The sequence below is a fragment of the Pseudorhodoferax aquiterrae genome, assembly GCF_014652235.1.
Classification (GTDB): Bacteria; Pseudomonadota; Gammaproteobacteria; order Burkholderiales; family Burkholderiaceae_C; genus Pseudorhodoferax; species Pseudorhodoferax aquiterrae.
The window spans coordinates 126,424-141,115 of sequence record NZ_BMYK01000003.1; the positions used below are offsets into that span (position 1 = coordinate 126,424).

The 14,692-nt window shown below is 71.1% G+C and carries 18 protein-coding genes; 3 read left to right on the top strand and 15 right to left on the bottom strand.

Annotation, left to right across the window (positions count from 1 at the left end):
• Positions 1 to 33 precede the first annotated feature (33 nt).
• From IE209_RS05855 to IE209_RS05885, 7 genes are all read right to left on the bottom strand, one after another.
• Positions 34 to 675 carry a 2-hydroxychromene-2-carboxylate isomerase gene (locus IE209_RS05855; RefSeq protein ID WP_189686032.1) on the bottom strand — a complete coding sequence of 214 codons (642 nt, stop codon included), beginning with the start codon at positions 673 to 675 and terminating at the stop codon, positions 34 to 36.
• A gap of 82 nt (positions 676 to 757) precedes the next feature.
• Positions 758 to 982 (bottom strand): DUF1289 domain-containing protein, encoded by a 225-nt coding sequence (locus tag IE209_RS05860; protein WP_373305290.1) that lies wholly within the window; start codon positions 980 to 982, stop codon positions 758 to 760.
• A complete protein-coding gene (locus tag IE209_RS05865) occupies positions 979 to 1,476 on the bottom strand; it encodes a YbaK/EbsC family protein (RefSeq protein WP_189686033.1) in 498 nt (165 codons plus the stop codon). The genes IE209_RS05860 and IE209_RS05865 overlap by 4 nt, the downstream gene beginning before the upstream one ends.
• Before the next feature lie 9 nt (positions 1,477 to 1,485).
• The gene (gene rhtB, locus IE209_RS05870) at positions 1,486 to 2,124 is read right to left on the bottom strand and encodes a homoserine/homoserine lactone efflux protein (RefSeq protein WP_189686034.1); all 639 of its coding nucleotides are present in this window, start codon (positions 2,122 to 2,124) and stop codon (positions 1,486 to 1,488) included.
• 14 nt (positions 2,125 to 2,138) lie between these two features.
• Positions 2,139 to 3,059 carry a hydroxymethylglutaryl-CoA lyase gene (locus IE209_RS05875; RefSeq protein ID WP_189686035.1) on the bottom strand — a complete coding sequence of 307 codons (921 nt, stop codon included), beginning with the start codon at positions 3,057 to 3,059 and terminating at the stop codon, positions 2,139 to 2,141.
• Positions 3,060 to 3,167: 108 nt separating this feature from the next.
• Positions 3,168 to 3,548 (bottom strand): type II toxin-antitoxin system VapC family toxin, encoded by a 381-nt coding sequence (locus tag IE209_RS05880; protein ID WP_189686036.1) that lies wholly within the window; start codon positions 3,546 to 3,548, stop codon positions 3,168 to 3,170.
• Complete coding sequence (locus IE209_RS05885) at positions 3,545 to 3,751, bottom strand: type II toxin-antitoxin system VapB family antitoxin (protein ID WP_189686037.1); 207 nt, start codon at positions 3,749 to 3,751, stop codon at positions 3,545 to 3,547. Before IE209_RS05885 ends, IE209_RS05880 begins: the two co-directional genes overlap by 4 nt.
• A 39-nt stretch (positions 3,752 to 3,790) precedes the next feature.
• Between IE209_RS05885 and IE209_RS05890 the strand changes: the two genes are divergently transcribed.
• Positions 3,791 to 4,297: a cupin domain-containing protein gene (locus IE209_RS05890; protein WP_189686038.1), complete on the top strand. Its 507-nt coding sequence runs from the start codon at positions 3,791 to 3,793 to the stop codon at positions 4,295 to 4,297.
• Positions 4,298 to 4,300: 3 nt separating this feature from the next.
• On the opposite strand, the gene IE209_RS05895 is transcribed toward IE209_RS05890, so the two are convergent.
• The 6 genes from IE209_RS05895 to IE209_RS05920 all read right to left on the bottom strand — a co-directional run bounded on the left by IE209_RS05895 (position 4,301) and on the right by IE209_RS05920 (position 10,732).
• Positions 4,301 to 5,218, bottom strand: a complete 918-nt coding sequence (locus IE209_RS05895; RefSeq protein ID WP_189686039.1) for a 2-hydroxyacid dehydrogenase — start codon at positions 5,216 to 5,218, stop codon at positions 4,301 to 4,303.
• 39 nt (positions 5,219 to 5,257) lie between these two features.
• Positions 5,258 to 7,270, bottom strand: coding sequence for an acetyl/propionyl/methylcrotonyl-CoA carboxylase subunit alpha (locus IE209_RS05900; protein WP_189686040.1), 2,013 nt, complete (start codon positions 7,268 to 7,270; stop codon positions 5,258 to 5,260).
• A 3-nt stretch (positions 7,271 to 7,273) separates the two neighbouring features.
• A complete protein-coding gene (locus IE209_RS05905) occupies positions 7,274 to 7,981 on the bottom strand; it encodes a DUF4126 domain-containing protein (protein WP_189686041.1) in 708 nt (235 codons plus the stop codon).
• Between the two features lie 6 nt (positions 7,982 to 7,987).
• A complete protein-coding gene (locus IE209_RS05910) occupies positions 7,988 to 8,773 on the bottom strand; it encodes an enoyl-CoA hydratase/isomerase family protein (RefSeq protein ID WP_189686042.1) in 786 nt (261 codons plus the stop codon).
• 11 nt (positions 8,774 to 8,784) lie between these two features.
• Entirely contained in the window at positions 8,785 to 10,416 is a 1,632-nt protein-coding gene (locus IE209_RS05915) for a carboxyl transferase domain-containing protein (RefSeq protein ID WP_189686043.1), read from the bottom strand.
• 121 nt (positions 10,417 to 10,537) lie between these two features.
• Complete coding sequence (locus IE209_RS05920) at positions 10,538 to 10,732, bottom strand: hypothetical protein (RefSeq protein WP_229882708.1); 195 nt, start codon at positions 10,730 to 10,732, stop codon at positions 10,538 to 10,540.
• Positions 10,733 to 10,821: 89 nt separating this feature from the next.
• On the opposite strand from IE209_RS05920, the gene IE209_RS05925 reads away from it, so the two are divergent.
• Positions 10,822 to 11,490 (top strand): trimeric intracellular cation channel family protein, encoded by a 669-nt coding sequence (locus tag IE209_RS05925; RefSeq protein WP_189686045.1) that lies wholly within the window; start codon positions 10,822 to 10,824, stop codon positions 11,488 to 11,490.
• Between the two features lie 5 nt (positions 11,491 to 11,495).
• On the opposite strand, the gene IE209_RS05930 is transcribed toward IE209_RS05925, so the two are convergent.
• Positions 11,496 to 13,631 (bottom strand): hypothetical protein, encoded by a 2,136-nt coding sequence (locus tag IE209_RS05930; protein WP_189686046.1) that lies wholly within the window; start codon positions 13,629 to 13,631, stop codon positions 11,496 to 11,498.
• Positions 13,632 to 13,903: 272 nt separating this feature from the next.
• Here IE209_RS05930 and IE209_RS05935 point away from each other — a divergent pair, with 272 nt between their 5' ends.
• Positions 13,904 to 14,275: a hypothetical protein gene (locus IE209_RS05935; RefSeq protein ID WP_189686047.1), complete on the top strand. Its 372-nt coding sequence runs from the start codon at positions 13,904 to 13,906 to the stop codon at positions 14,273 to 14,275.
• A gap of 26 nt (positions 14,276 to 14,301) precedes the next feature.
• On the opposite strand, the gene IE209_RS05940 is transcribed toward IE209_RS05935, so the two are convergent.
• The gene (locus IE209_RS05940; RefSeq protein ID WP_189686048.1) at positions 14,302 to 14,625 is read right to left on the bottom strand and encodes a hypothetical protein; all 324 of its coding nucleotides are present in this window, start codon (positions 14,623 to 14,625) and stop codon (positions 14,302 to 14,304) included.
• Between the last annotated feature and the right edge of the window lie 67 nt (positions 14,626 to 14,692).

Genomic DNA, 14,692 nt, shown 5'->3' on the forward strand with positions numbered 1-14,692 from the left:
GTGGCGCGATTCTGCCCGCGCCGGGCGACCGGACTAAGGCAGGCGGTCGAGCGCCGAGGGCCGCCGGGGCGCGTCGTCCCAGACGCTGGTCGCGAACCAGGCATCGCCTTCGAGGTAGGCGCGCAGCATGGGCAGCGCATCCAGGCCCCAGAACACGCGGCCGTCCACCACCAGTGCAGGCACACCGAACACGCCGGCCGCCGTGGCCGCCTCCGTGTTGGCGCGCAGCTGCGCCTTGACGGCCTCGCCGGCCGGATCGCGCACCGGCGCCAGCTCGGCCGCCAAGCGCTGCAGGCGCTCGGGCGCACTGGCATCGGCGCCGCCGCGCCAGACATGGCGGAACACGGTCTCGCAGACGTAGCGGTTGGGCTGCGGGCCGGCGCCGCAGGCCAGCGCCAGCCGCAGCAGCGGCAGCGGCGGGAACGGGTGCTCGGCCGGCAGGTCCATGGGCACGCCATGCTGGTGCGCCAGCCACAGCACCTGGCGGTAGATGAATGCGCGCTTGGCCGGGATCTCGGCCGGGCCGCGCAGACCGTGCGCGCGCAGCACCGCGCCCAGCAGCACGGGCCTGTACTGCACCTGGTAGCTCAGGCCCTGCAGCGCCACCGGCAGGGTTTCGAACGCGATGTAGGCGTATGGGGACAGGAAGTCCAGGTAGAAGTCGATCTGCTTCATCTGCGCCGCCCTGCCGCCCGAAGGCGCAGATGCGCCCCCTCGGGGGGCAGCGATACGCGAAGCGATGAGCGTGGGGGCCTTGTCATGCCACAGCCTCGCTTGCGCGCTCCAACACCAGCCGCCACACGGCGCGGCGCCCCGCATCGTCCATGCGCGACCAGCCGGCGATCTCCTCCAGCTTGCGCAGGCAGCCCTCGCACAGGCCATCGGCCCCCATGCGACAGACCGAGACGCAGGGCGAACCCACCTCGCCGGCCGCGGCCAGCATGCGCGGGCCGCGCCGCAGCAGGGCCTGGGCGGGTGTCACGGCGTTTGCACCACGTCGGCCACGGGCGCGCCGGTCAGTGCTTCGAGGTCTTGCGGCCGCAGCTTGAACACGCCGTGCGGGTGCCCGGCCGCGGCCCAGATCTCCTCGAAGCGGAACAGCTCGCGGTCGATCAGCGTGACCGGCGGCGTGGTGTGCGCGAGCGGCGCCACGCCGCCGATGGAAAAGCCGGTCCGGCTCTTGACGAACTCGGCATCGGCGCGGCCGGTCTTGCCGACCAGTGCATCGACCTTCTTCTCGTCGACACGGCGGTCGCCCGAGGTCACGACCAGCACGGCCGCGTCGTCGCTCTTGCGCCGGAAGATGATGCTCTTGGCGATCTGCCCCACCGCGACGCCCAGCGCATCGGCGGCCTGCTGGGCCGTGCGCGCGGCATCGTCCAGCATGCGCGGCGCATGCGGGTGCGCCTTGTCCTGCAATGCGCGCGCCACGCGCTGCACGCCCTCGGGCAGTGCCGTCAATTCAGCTCCACACACTTTGCTTCCTCAGTTCGAAACACGCTTGACCAGGAACAGGCTGGCCCCCATGGCCATCAGCACGCCGCCGAACACGCGGTTCTGCGCGCTGCGCGCCCGTGCGCTGCGCAACAGGCGCTGCAGACGCGAGGCCAGCCAGGCGTAGCCGTGCATGACCACCATGTCCACCGCCACCGTGGTGGCCAGCAGCACCAGCAACTGCAGCCACAGCGGCCGCGCCGGATCGATGAACTGCGGCAGCACGGCCACCATGAACACGATGCCCTTGGGGTTGGTCATGTTGGTCAGCGCACCGCGCAGCACGCGCTGGCGCACCGACAGCGCCGCCTCGCCCACCACCATGCCGGTGTGCGCATCGCCATGCACGGGCGCGCGCCACTGGCGCCAGCCCAGCCACAGCAGGTAGCCCGCGCCCAGCACCTTGACCACCGTGAACGCCACGGCCGAGGCCATCAGCACGGCACCGATGCCGGCCCCGGCGACGAGCAGCACCACGGCCAGCCCGATCTGCAGGCCGACGATGGTGGCCGTGGTGCTGCGCACGCCGTACGAGAGCCCGTGGCTCATGCTCAACACCGCGCCCGAGCCCGGCGACAGCGCGATGACCCAGGCCGCCAGGAAGTAGGCCAGCCAGACATGCCATTCCATCTTCTGCTCTCCGTTCAGCCGCAACGCTTGGTGCGGATGGCCTTGGACACGCGCGAATGCGGCTCGCGGCCCAGCACCTCGCTGATGTAGACGCCGGCGTCGATGAGCTTGTCGAGATCGATGCCGGTGTCGATGCCCATGCCGTGCAGCAGGTAGACCACGTCCTCGGTCGCCACGTTGCCGGTGGCGCCCTTGGCATAGGGGCAGCCGCCCAGGCCGGCCACGGAGGACTGGAAGTTCCAGACCCCCATCTCCAGGCTGGCCAGCGTGTTCGACAGGGCCTGGCCATAGGTGTCGTGGAAGTGGCCCGAGATGGCGTCGATGCCATAGTGCGCCAGCGTCGCCTCGATGGCACGCCGCACCTTGAGCGGCGTGCCCACGCCGATGGTGTCGGCCACGTCCACGCGCTGCACGCCGATGCCCTTCATGAGCCCCGCCAGGTAGCCCACCTTCTCGGGCGCGATCTCGCCCTCGTAGGGGCAGCCCACCGTGCACGACATGGCGCCGCGCACGGCGATGCCGCGCGCCAGCGCAGCGTCGACCACGGGCGCGAAACGCTCGATGCTCTCGGCGATCGAGCAGTTGATGTTCTTCTGGCTGAAGGCCTCGCTGGCCGCGCCGAAGACCACGATCTCGTCGGGCCACTCTTCGCGCGGTGCGGCGATGGCCGCCTCGAAGCCCTTGAGGTTGGGCGTCAGCACCGAGTAGCGCACGCCGTCCTGGCGCCGGATGCCGTGCATGACCTGCGCGTTGTCGGCCATCTGCGGCACCCACTTGGGGCTCACGAAGCTCGTCACCTCGATCTCGCGCAAACCGGCCTCCTGCAGGCCCTGCACGAGGCCGATCTTGGCCTCGGCCGGCACCGGCTGCTTCTCGTTCTGCAGGCCGTCGCGCGGGCCGACGTCGATGATCTTCACGCGGGTGGGGAGCGTCATGGTTGTCTCTTGGGGTTGCTGCGGGCGAGCCCGCAAGCCTAGCGCATCGCGCGGCACCTGGTCGGCCAAGCGGGTATCGGATCGTGCCACGCCGGGGTGGGCGCGCCCTCAGTGCACGGGCACGGCGTGCGCGATACCGAAGCGCTGCGCCAGACCGGCCAGGCGCTTGTCCAGCGTCCACAGCCGGGCACCGGGCGTGATCAGCGTGGAGGCCAGCAGCGTGATGTCGACCAGCCCGCATCCCAGGCCGTACAGCCTCTCGCGTTCCACGAAAGCCATGACCTCCGCCGTGCTGCTCAGCGCGGCCGGCCGCAGTTGCCCCAACGCAGCCAGCGTGCGGGCACGCGGCGCGGGCGGCGTGCCGCAGGCGAGCTCGAGCAGAACCATGGGATGCATCAACACCCGATCCGCTTCGAGCAGTTCGACCAAGGCGGCATGGCGCTCGCGGAAATGGGCGACCCAGACCGAGGTATCGACCAGCACCGTCATGGCGTGGCGGGTTCACCGCGGCGCCGGGGCGGCTGCTCCATCTGCGGCGCCTGCCCGCCCAGCGCCGCCAGACGCTTGGCGGCCTGCACGCGCACGAAGGTGCGCATGGCCTCACGGAACAGATCGGCCTTGTCCATCTCGGGATCGGCGACCTCCAAGGCCTGTGCGTAGAGCTCGTCGTCGATGGTCACCGTCGTGCGCATGCCATGCCTCGCATCTGAAAAGATGCCATGATGCATCAAATGAAGCATCCACACCCTCCAGGTGGCCGCGTTGCCACGTTGCGGGCAGTCCTCGGCCTGCAGCCCCACCCCGAAGGTGGCGACTTCCGCGAGTGGTTCCGTTCGGCCGCGAGCGTACAGCCCGGCGACGCCCGCCCGTCCCGCAGTGCACTGACCAGCATCGACTTCCTGCTCGAGCGCGGCCAGTTCTCGGCCTGGCACCGCGTGGCCTCCGACGAAGCCTGGCACCTGCTCGAAGGCGGGCCGCTGCGGCTGTGGCTGCTGCCGCCGGACCTGTCGCGCCTCACGCACGTGGACCTCGCGCCCGTGGACGACGCCGGCCACGCGCCGCGCCACGTGGTGCCTGCGCACTGGTGGCAGGCGGCCGAGCCGCTCGGTGCCTTCGCCTATGTGGGCGCGACCGTGGGGCCGGGCTTCGACTTCGCCGATTTCAGTTTCGGCCGCGACGACGCGGCCCTCAGCACCGCCTTGCACCAGCAGCCTGGCGGGCTGGCCAGGCTGCTCTGACGCTCAGTAGCCGCGCTCCGGATCCACCACGCCGGCCACGGCCTCGCCACGCGCCAGCGCCATGATCTTGCCGGCGATCTGCGCGATCGACTCGCGCCGCAGCGTGCGCGCCGAGCCGTGCGGCGTGATGCTGATCTTGGGGTGCTGCCAGAACGGATGGGCGGCCGGCAGCGGCTCGGTTTCGAACACGTCCAGCGTGGCGCCCGCCAGCTTGCCGCTGTCGAGCAAGGGGATCAGGTCGTCTTCGACCAGATGGCCGCCGCGCGCGATGTTGATGAGGTAGCCGCCCGGCTGCAGCGCCGACAGCGTGGTCTTGTTCAGGATGCCGCGTGTGGCGTCGGTCAGCGGCAGCAGGTTGACCAGCACGCGCGTGCCGACCAGGAAGTCACCCAGCCGGGCCTCGCCCGCGAAGGTGCGCACGCCCTCGATCTCCTTGCGCGAACGGCTCCAGCCCAGCACCGGAAACTCGAACTGCGCCACGGCCCTGGCCACGCGCTCGCCCAGCACCCCGAGGCCCAGGATGCCGACCGGGAAGTCGGCCCGCTCACGCGGCTTGCGGTAGACCCAGCGGCCGGCGCGCGCCTCGGCCTCGTAGACGTCGAACTCGCGGAAATGCCGGATCAGCGCATGGCAGACGTACTCGGCCATCTGCACCGACATGCCGGCATCGTCCAGCCGCACGATGCGCGTGCTCGCGGGGATGCGCAGCTGCATGAGCGCGTCCACGCCTGCGCCGATGTTGAACAGCGCCTGCAGCTTCGGCTGCGCGTCGATGAAGGACTGCGGCGGCGCCCAGACCACGGCGTAGTCGGCTGCCGGCTGGCCCGGCTCCCAGGCCAGGACCTCGGCCTCGGGCAGCGCCTGTTGCAGGCCCTGGACCCAGGGCTCGGGCTTCTCGGGGAGGCAGACGGTGATGCGCATCGGGATCGGACCTTTCCTGGCGAAAAGGTCCGATGCTAACTACGCCGCCAGCTTGAGCAGCTCCGCGCCCTCGGCCACCTGGTCGCCCGGCGCGTAGAGCAGTTCGGCCACGGTGCCGTCGGCCGGCGCGGCGATGGTGTGCTCCATCTTCATGGCCTCCATCACCGCAAGCGCCTGGCCCTTGGCGACCTTGTCGCCGGCCTTGACCGAGAACGAGACGACCTTGCCCGGCATCGGCGCCGTGAGCCGGCCGCCTTCGGACTGGTGTTCGCCGGCATGGGCCAGCGCGTCAGGGAGCAGCACCTGGGTGGCGCCCTGCGGTGCGAACAGGTGCACGGTCTCGCCCTGGCGCACGCTGCCCAGCACCAGGCGCTGGCCGGCGAACTGCAGGTCGATGCGGCCATCGGCGCGCCTGCCGAAGGCCAGCACGCCCGTGGTCTCGCCCACGCGCAGCTGCAGCGCGCCGTCGTGCAGCACGCGCAGTTCGACCGCGCCCTCCTCGCCACGGAAGACGTAGTCGATGCGCCGCAGCATCGGCGTGTAGGCCCGCCAGCCGTCGCGCCGGCTCCAGGGATCGGCCCAGGTGCCAGCCGCCGGTGCAGCGGCCGCCTGCTCGGCCTGCAGCAGCTGCGCCACGGCGCCGGCCACGGCCAGGTCGCGGCCCAGCGGCTCCTGGTGGAACAGCACGGCGCTCTCGCGCTGGATCAGCGCGGTGTCCAGGTCGGCCTGGGCGAAGGAGCGGCTGGCCAGCACATGGCGCAGGAACTGCACGTTGTTCTGCACGCCCACCACGCGCATGGCGGCCAGCGCCTGGTCCAGCCGCGCCAGCGCCTGTTCGCGCGTGGCGCCGTGCACGATGAGCTTGGCGATCATGGAGTCGTAGAACGGCGAGATCGCATCGCCCTCGCGCACGCCCGAATCCACGCGCACGGGACCGCGCTCGAAGCGCACGCAGTCGGGCAGCTGGTAGGCGTGCAGCGTGCCGGTCGCGGGCAGGAACTGCTTGTCGGGGTTCTCGGCACAGATGCGCGCCTCGATCGCATGGCCTTGGATGGTCAGCTGGTCCTGGCGCAGCGGCAGCGGCTCGCCGCTGGCCACGCGCAGTTGCCACTCCACGAGGTCCAGGCCCGTGATGGCCTCGGTGACCGGGTGCTCCACCTGCAGCCGCGTGTTCATCTCCATGAAGAAGAAGTTCATCGTGCCGTCGGGCCGCTGCTCGACGATGAACTCCACCGTGCCGGCGCCCACATAGCCGACGGCACGCGCCGCGGCCACGGCGGCCTCGCCCATCTGCTGGCGCATGGCGGGCGGCATGCCGGGCGCGGGCGCCTCCTCCAGCACCTTCTGGTGGCGGCGCTGCACCGAGCAGTCGCGCTCGAACAGGTAGACCACGTTGCCCTGGGTGTCGCCGAACACCTGGATCTCGATGTGGCGCGGGCGCTGCACGTACTTCTCGACCAGCACGGCGTCGTCGCCGAAGCTGTTGATGGCCTCGCGCTTGCACGAGGCCAGCGCAGCCGCGAAGTCGTCCGCCTTGTCGACCGCGCGCATGCCCTTGCCGCCGCCACCCGCGCTGGCCTTGATCAGCACCGGGTAGCCGATGCGCTCGGCCTCGCGCGCCAGCAGCGCCGCATCCTGGTCGGCACCGTGGTAGCCCGGCACCAGCGGCACGCCGGCCTTCTCCATCAGCTGCTTGGACTCGGCCTTCAGGCCCATGGCCTGGATCGCCGAGGCGGGCGGGCCGATGAAGACCAGGCCGGCGGCGGCGCAGGCCTGGGCGAACTCCTCGTTCTCGCTCAGGAAACCGTAGCCCGGGTGGACGGCCTGCGCACCCGTGGCCTTGGCGGCCTCGAGGATGCGCTCCCAGCGCAGGTAGCTGTCCTTGGGCGCGCTGCCGCCGATGTGCACCGCCTCGTCGCAGGCCTGCACATGCTGGGCATGGGCGTCCGCGTCGGAATAGACGGCAACGGTCTGCACGCCCATGCGGCGCGCCGTGGCCGCGACACGGCAGGCAATCTCTCCACGGTTGGCGATCAGGATTTTTTGGAACATGTCTCAGCGTCCTTGGGATGCGGTGCTCGTAAAGAGGGAGGCCAGCTTGCGCGCCAGCAGGCGCAGGAACTTGAACAGCACGACCAGCAGCAGCACGCTCAGCACGAGCACGAGCAGCAGGCAGATGCCGAAGGCGACGGGATGGTGGGTGGCAAGCCACACGGCCGCCACCACCAGGCCGTCTTCCAGCAGGCTCAGGCCCAGGTTGGAGAAGGGTTCGGGCGAGGTGTTGGCCGCGGCCCGCGTGGTGGCCTTGGTGGCGAATGCCGTGGCCGCCAGCGAGCCGCCCAGCAGGCCGGCCACGGCCGCCATGGTGCCGCTGTCGGCACCGAACACGCCGGCCGCCAGCGCCGCGCCGGCCGGGATGCGGACCACGGAGTGCAGCAGATCCCACAGCGAATCCAGCCCCGGGATCTTGTCGGCGAAGAACTCCACGAACAGCATGAAGCCGCTGGCCGCCAGCATGGCCGGGTGCTGCAGCACCTGCAGGCCTGCGGGCAGCGGCAACCAGCCCAGCCAGCCCGACATGCCGACCAGGAACACCACGGCGTAGAGCCGGATGCCGCTGGCCCAGCCCAGCACGCCGGCCAGGGCCAGCAGCTGTGCCATGTCCAGCCCGCTGGCACCCGCCTGCGCGGCGCTGCCGGCCTGGCCCGCGGCCATGCCCAGCCAGGCGGCCAGTGCGTTCCACCAGGAGGCCAGCAGGTCCATGCTCGCTCAGCGCGCCGGCAGCCAGGCCGGCGCGCGCTTGTTCAGGAAGGACTGCACACCCTCGCGCCCCTCGGCGCTGGCGCGGATGTCGGCAATGCCTTCCACCGTGGCCGCGATCAGGCCGGCATCGATGTCCTTGCCGGCCACGTCCTGCACGAGCTTCTTGCAGGCCTTGACGGCCTCGGGGCCGGCGTTGACGAGCGCCTGTGCGAGTTCGGCCACCTTGGCGTCCAGCGCCTCGGCCGGCACCACGGCGTGCACGAAGCCGATGCGCAGCGCCTCGGCCGCGTCGAAGCGCTCGGCCGTCAGGAAGTAGCGGTGGGCGGCACGCGGCCCCATGGCGCGGATGACGTACGGGCTGATGGTGGCCGGGATCAGGCCCAGCTTGACCTCCGACAGGCAGTAGCCCGCCGTGTCGGCCGAGACCGCGATGTCGCACGCCGCCACCAGGCCCGTGCCGCCCGCGTAGGCGTCGCCCTGCACGCGTGCGATGGTGGGCTTGGGGCAGGCGTACAGCACGCGCAGCATCTCGGCCAGCTTGCCGGCATCCGCCAGGTTCTCGGGGCGCGTGTAGTCGGCCATGCGGCGCATCCAGTTCAGGTCGGCACCGGCGCAGAAGGACTTGCCCTCGGCCGCCAGCACGATGCAGCGCACGTCGGCGCGCGCGCCGAGTTCCGTGAAGGCCTGTGTGAGTTCGGCGATGAGTTCGTCGTTGAAGGCGTTGCGCACGTCGCCGCGCGTCAGCGTGACGGTGGCAACGTGGTTCTGGACCTGGGTGGTGAGCATGGCCATGGCGGGCCTCCTTACATGCGGAACACGCCGAACTTCGGCTCGGGGATGGGCGCGTTGAGCGCGGCCGACAGACCCAGCGCCAGCACGCGGCGCGTGTCGGCCGGGTCGATCACGCCGTCGTCCCAAAGCCGGGCCGTGGCGTAGTAGGGGTGGCCCTGGTGCTCGTACTGGGCGCGAATCGGCGCCTTGAAGGCCGCCTCTTCCTCGGCGCTCCACTGCCCACCCTTGGCCTCGATGCCGTCGCGCTTGACGGTGGCCAGCACGCTGGCGGCCTGCTCGCCGCCCATCACGCTGATGCGCGCGTTGGGCCACATCCACAGGAAGCGCGGCGAATAGGCGCGGCCGCACATGCCGTAGTTGCCGGCACCGAAGCTGCCACCGATGACCACCGTGAACTTGGGCACGTTGACGGTGGCCACGGCCGTGACCATCTTGGCGCCGTGGCGCGCGATGCCCTCGTTCTCGTACTTCTTGCCGACCATGAAGCCCGTGATGTTCTGCAGGAACACCAGCGGGATCTTGCGCTGGCCGCACAGCTCGATGAAGTGCGCGCCCTTCTGCGCGGCCTCGGAGAACAGCACGCCCTGGTTGGCGACGATGCCCACGGGCATGCCCTCGATGTGGGCGAAGCCGCAGACCAGCGTGGTGCCGTAGCGCGCCTTGAATTCGGCGAAGGCGCTGTCGTCCACGATGCGCGCGATGACCTCGCGCACGTCGTAGGGCTTGCGCGTGTCCGCCGGGATCACGCCGTACAGCTCCTCGGCCGCAAAGCGCGGCGGGCGGCTTTCCTGCAGCGCCATCTGCGCCAGCCGCGGCGCCTTGCTGCGGTTCAGGTGGGCCACGGCCTGGCGCGCCAGTGCCAGCGCATGGGCGTCGTCCTGGGCCAGGTGGTCGGCCACGCCCGACAGGCGCGTGTGCACGTCGCCGCCGCCCAGGTCTTCGGCCGAGACCACCTCGCCCGTGGCCGCCTTCACCAAGGGCGGGCCGGCCAGGAAGATGGTGCCCTGCTCCTTGACGATGATGGACTCGTCGCTCATGGCCGGCACGTAGGCGCCGCCGGCCGTGCACGAGCCCATCACCACGGCGACCTGGGCGATGCCCTGGGCGCTCATGTTGGCCTGGTTGTAGAAGATGCGGCCGAAGTGCTCGCGGTCGGGGAACACGTCGTCCTGGTTGGGCAGGTTGGCGCCGCCCGAATCGACGAGGTAGATGCAGGGCAGCTGGTTCTGCTGCGCGATCTCCTGCGCGCGCAGGTGCTTCTTGACCGTCATCGGGTAGTAGGTGCCGCCCTTGACCGTGGCGTCGTTGCACACGATCACGCAGTCCACGCCGCTGACGCGGCCGATGCCACAAATGATGCCGGCACACGGCGCGCTGTCGCTGCCGTCGCGGTCGGGGTACATGGCCAGCGCGGCCAGCGGCGAAAGTTCGAGGAAGGGCGTGCCGGGGTCCAGCAGCATCTGCACGCGCTCGCGCGGCAGCAGCTTGCCGCGCGACTGGTGCTTGGCGCGCGCGGCCGGGCCACCGCCCTCTGCCGTTTGCGCCAGCTTGGCGTTCAGGTCTGCGACGGCGGCGCGCAGCACCTCGGCATTGGCCTGGAACTCCGCGGAGCGGACGTTGAGCTTGGTCTCCAGAACGGGCATGGGGGTCTTGTCTCCAGGAAGAGACCCCGAGGGTACCCGCTGCGGCCGTGCAATTGCAGCCACAAGGGTTGCAGATCGTGCCAGCGCCCCGCCCGCGGACAGCGGCCCGCGCCGCGCCGTTTCAGGCCGGTGCGGGCGCCGGCTGGGCGCGCATCAGCACGTTCAGCGCGTGCGTGCCCGCGGCCAGCGCGGCCTCGTAGCTTTCGCTGGGCTCCGGTGCACGGCGCGCCACCTTGGTCGGGCGGCCGCGGGCATCGGTCTCGGCGAGGGTCCACACGAAGGCGCCCGGCACGGGCTCCTCCACCAGGAGTTGCATGGCTGGATGTGTCATGGCCCCATGCTGCGCCGCCGGCCCTGCGCGCGGTGTCGGACAAATGCGCATCCGGCTCGCTACCATCCGCGGCCATGCAAGCCCTTCCGCTGGCCCAGGTGCTGACGCTGTCGAACGCGCAGATCGTGATCGAGGCCGCCGCCACGCTCGCTTTCGCGGCCTCGGGCCTGCTGGCGGCGGCGCGCAAGCGGCTGGACGCCGTGGGCGTGTGCATCGTCTCGGGCCTGGCGGCCTTCGGTGGCGGCACGCTGCGCGACGTGCTGCTCGACCGCCGGCCCTTCTTCTGGGTCGAGCATGCGGGCTGGCTCTGGGCGCTGCTGGCACTGTGCGTGGCGGCCATGCTGTTCCTGCGCACCCGCCACTTCGCGGCCACCGAGCGCGCCATGCAATGGCCTGATGCTTTTGGCCTGGGCCTGTTCGCGGCCAGCGGCACGCAGATCGCGCTGCAGGCCGATATGCCGGCCGTGGTCGCCGTGCTGATGGGCACGATGACGGCGGTGTTCGGCGGCGTGCTGCGCGACATCGTCTGCAACGAGATCCCGCGCGCCTTCAGCGACCACCAGCCCTACGCCGTCTGCGCCTTCATTGGCGCCTGGGTGGTGGTGCTGGGCCACCGCCTGGCCATGGACGACTGGCTCGGCATGGTGGCCGGCGCCAGCACGGCCGTGCTGCTGCGCGCGGTGGCGCTGTGGACGGGGTGGACCTTGCCGGCCTGGCACACGGGCGACGAACGGCGCAGCTGACGCATTCAGCCCGCCGGCAGCCACGCGGCGAACACCCCCCAGCGCCAGGCCGCCACGCCGAGCACCAGCACGAGCAGCACGGCCAGCCAGGGCGTGGCGCTGCGCGGCGCGAACGGATCACGCAGCCGGCGCGTGCCGGGCGGCAACTGCGCCGTCTGCGACAGCGAGGCACCCAGCCGCACGTTGAGCCGCATGCGGCCATTGATGGCCCAGCCGCTGGCGTCCAGGATGGGGCCCAGGCTGCGCTGGCGCAGCTTGAGCCAGGCGATCAGCATGCTGGGACCGGAGATCGACAGCACGATGCCCAGCACACCCATCGGGATCCACCAGCCCAGGTCGATGAACTTGGTGAACAGGCCCACCATGACCGCGCTGATGCTGCCCAGCGCCACGCCCAGGGCCGCCACGGTGCCGACGTCGAAGCGACCGCGCATGCCGGCGGCTGCGGCAGCACCCGGCACGGCGGCCGTCGGCGCGGCCTTGTCCGCCGTGGCGAGCTGGCCCGCCAGGTTGCCCAGGCTTTTCTGCTGCAGCGCATCGCCGGCAGCGGCGCGCTTGGCGACCTGCTCCTCGACCATGCGCAGGAACTTCTTGTACGGCGACAGAAAGGCCTGGCCGATGCTGATCGGGTTCTCGATGACCTTGACGATGCGGGCGTCCCAGTCGCGCCCCTCGCGGTCGTAGAACAGGCCGTTGCGGCCCACGAACAGGAAGTCCACGTCGCCCGCCGTGAAGGCGGCGGCGATCGTCATCTTCTCCTTGCCGCGCTGGCATTCGCAGTAGGCGAGGTAGGTCTTGGCCAACCCGGCCACCACCGCGTGCTTGGCCGCGTCGGCCACCTGCACCGTGAGCTCGCAGCTGCGCCCGTCCAGGAACAGCCGGCCCGCCTGGAACACGGCGCCCTCGCGGTGGTAGAAGGACTCGAAGGAGACGAAGTTGCGCACCAGCACCAGCAGGTCGCGCTGCAGCCGCAGCAACTTCTCCAGCGCGTTCACGCGGGCCTGCTGGCCGCCGGCGGCCCGGTCCTGTGCGATCAGGTCGAGCACGCGCGCCTGGGCCTGCGCCGGCGTTTCGCCCACCAGCGCGCGCAGCTTCTCGCTGCCCAAGGCGGCCACCGCGCCCGGCGGGCGCCGCAGCAGCCAGGCGCGGCAGGGCGCGACATGCGTTTTCAGACGCTGCCAGCCGGCCTCGTCCAGCGCATCGCCTGCCTGCGGGCCGAGCAAGGGCAGCACGGCGGTGTCGCGCAGCGTGCGCAGGGCCGCTTGCCAGGCGGGGTGGGCCAGCGCGTCCAAGGGCAGCGCCCGGCCGGCCGCCACAGGGGCCAGCGGCATCTGGGCCAGCGGTTCTGCGTCCACCGCCAGGGGCTGCAGCGCATGGCTGCGCAGCTGCTCGGGCGTGGGCGCGCTCAGCGCGACGGCGGCCTGCGGGTCGTAGCTGGCCAGCCGGCAGCGCGCGAAGAAATCCTCGACCTTGGCGTACACCGCCTCGACGGCCTGCGCCGCCGCACGCAGCGTGCCGCAATCGCGCTCGCCCTCGGCATGCCATGCGAACAAGGCCTCGGCCTCCGTGAAGAAGGCCTTGACGCGCGCCTCGTCCACACCGGGCGTGCCACCCGCGTCGGCCACGCCGCCCTGGGTCGCGACGATCTGCTCGATGAGCGCGCGCAGCGCCTGGTCGTCCTCGGCCGTGGCCGGCACGACGATGCCGTCGCCGTTGAAGCGCTCGCCGGCCAGGTGCTTCTGGCGCTCCGCCAACTCGGCCAGGCCGATGTCGGCGGCATCCGCCTGGCCATGCAACTCCAGCGTGCGCCGCGCCTCGGCGGCCAGCGCCTGCCCCTCCTCGCTCGCGGCCAGATCCGCGAGCGCGAGCCGTTCGCCACCGTGCAGCAGGCGCTCGGGATCGCGCAGGCGGGCGCAGGCCCATTCGCAGGCGTCGATCAGCTCGGGTGCGCGGATGCGGCCATCGTTGTCAGTGTCGATGAGGTCGAGCGTGCGCGCATCGAAGTGCAGGCCACGCGTGGGACAGGCCAGCGCGACCCAGAGCTTCTGGTCGAGTTCACGCAGGTGGAGAAGGTCGGCGCCGCGGGCGATCAGGACCTGATCGACGCCGCCAGCCCGAAAGAACTGCCAGGCATGGGACATGGAGATCGACCGGCGGCTGCGAAGCGCCGCCCAGGAAGGGAGAGACAAGGGCGAGGCCCACAGATTGCCGCTGGCGTGCCGCCGCCGCCATCGCCCGATCCCGAACCCGTGCGTAGGACAAGGCCCAGCGCAGCACGGCGCGGCCTGCCCGTACAAGCGACGAACGCCCCCCCGCACGCCGCGTACACAGATGTGACGCTTGAAACGCACCGTTGCACCGACCGCCGGCGCATGCCACCACCGGCTCGCTAAATTCTGTGCCGGGAGACCACATGCCCCGCAGGACCTATTCGGCAGTCGTTGCAGGCACCGCTCTTGGAGGGCGGTCCGACCTGATCAAGGCCTTCGCACGCCAGGGGGCGGAGGTGCAACTCCGCCGTGAAGCCGCGAGCAAACATCCGGAAGCCATCGGCGTCTGGCTGCGCTGTCCGCGCTTCTGGGGCCTGTGGAAGACCTGGGCGCACATCGGATTCGTCGAGCACGACGGCGAGCAGCACTGGGCCCACAAGATGGACACCGGACGCCTGCGCGTGGTCAAGGCCTGGGTGCACAGCGCCCATGCCCCGCTGGAGCACCACCGCCCCAGGGTGTTGCTGCGGGTGACTTTCGAGGGTGAAGACGCGCGCGCGGAAACGGCCCGCTGACCGGCGGCACCGGGCGCGCGGAGGCTTCAGCTGGGTCGCGTCGGTATTCGCACGTCCGTCCGGGTCAGGCGCGCCACCTGCAGCGGCGGCATGCCGAGTTGCTTGCACAACCTGCGCTGGAACAGCGTCAGGCGCGGGATTCGGCTCTGCGATTCAGCGGGCAACGAAACCTCCTTGGACGGATGCCACAGCATAGCGGCGCTCCATGCGATCCGCGTGCAGGCGATCAGGGTCTGTTGCTTTGCGCCAATGCGCGCGCCTTGCACCGGTCGAGGATGCGTCTCGCAGACATGAAAAAGCCCGCGCGGCGGCGGGCTTTGGAATTGGCCGTGGACTCTTGCGCGGTTCACGTTTACGACCCTCTGGGGAGTTCTCCCCGATGCGCTCGGGTGGGGCGAGAGAAGCCTGATCTCCATC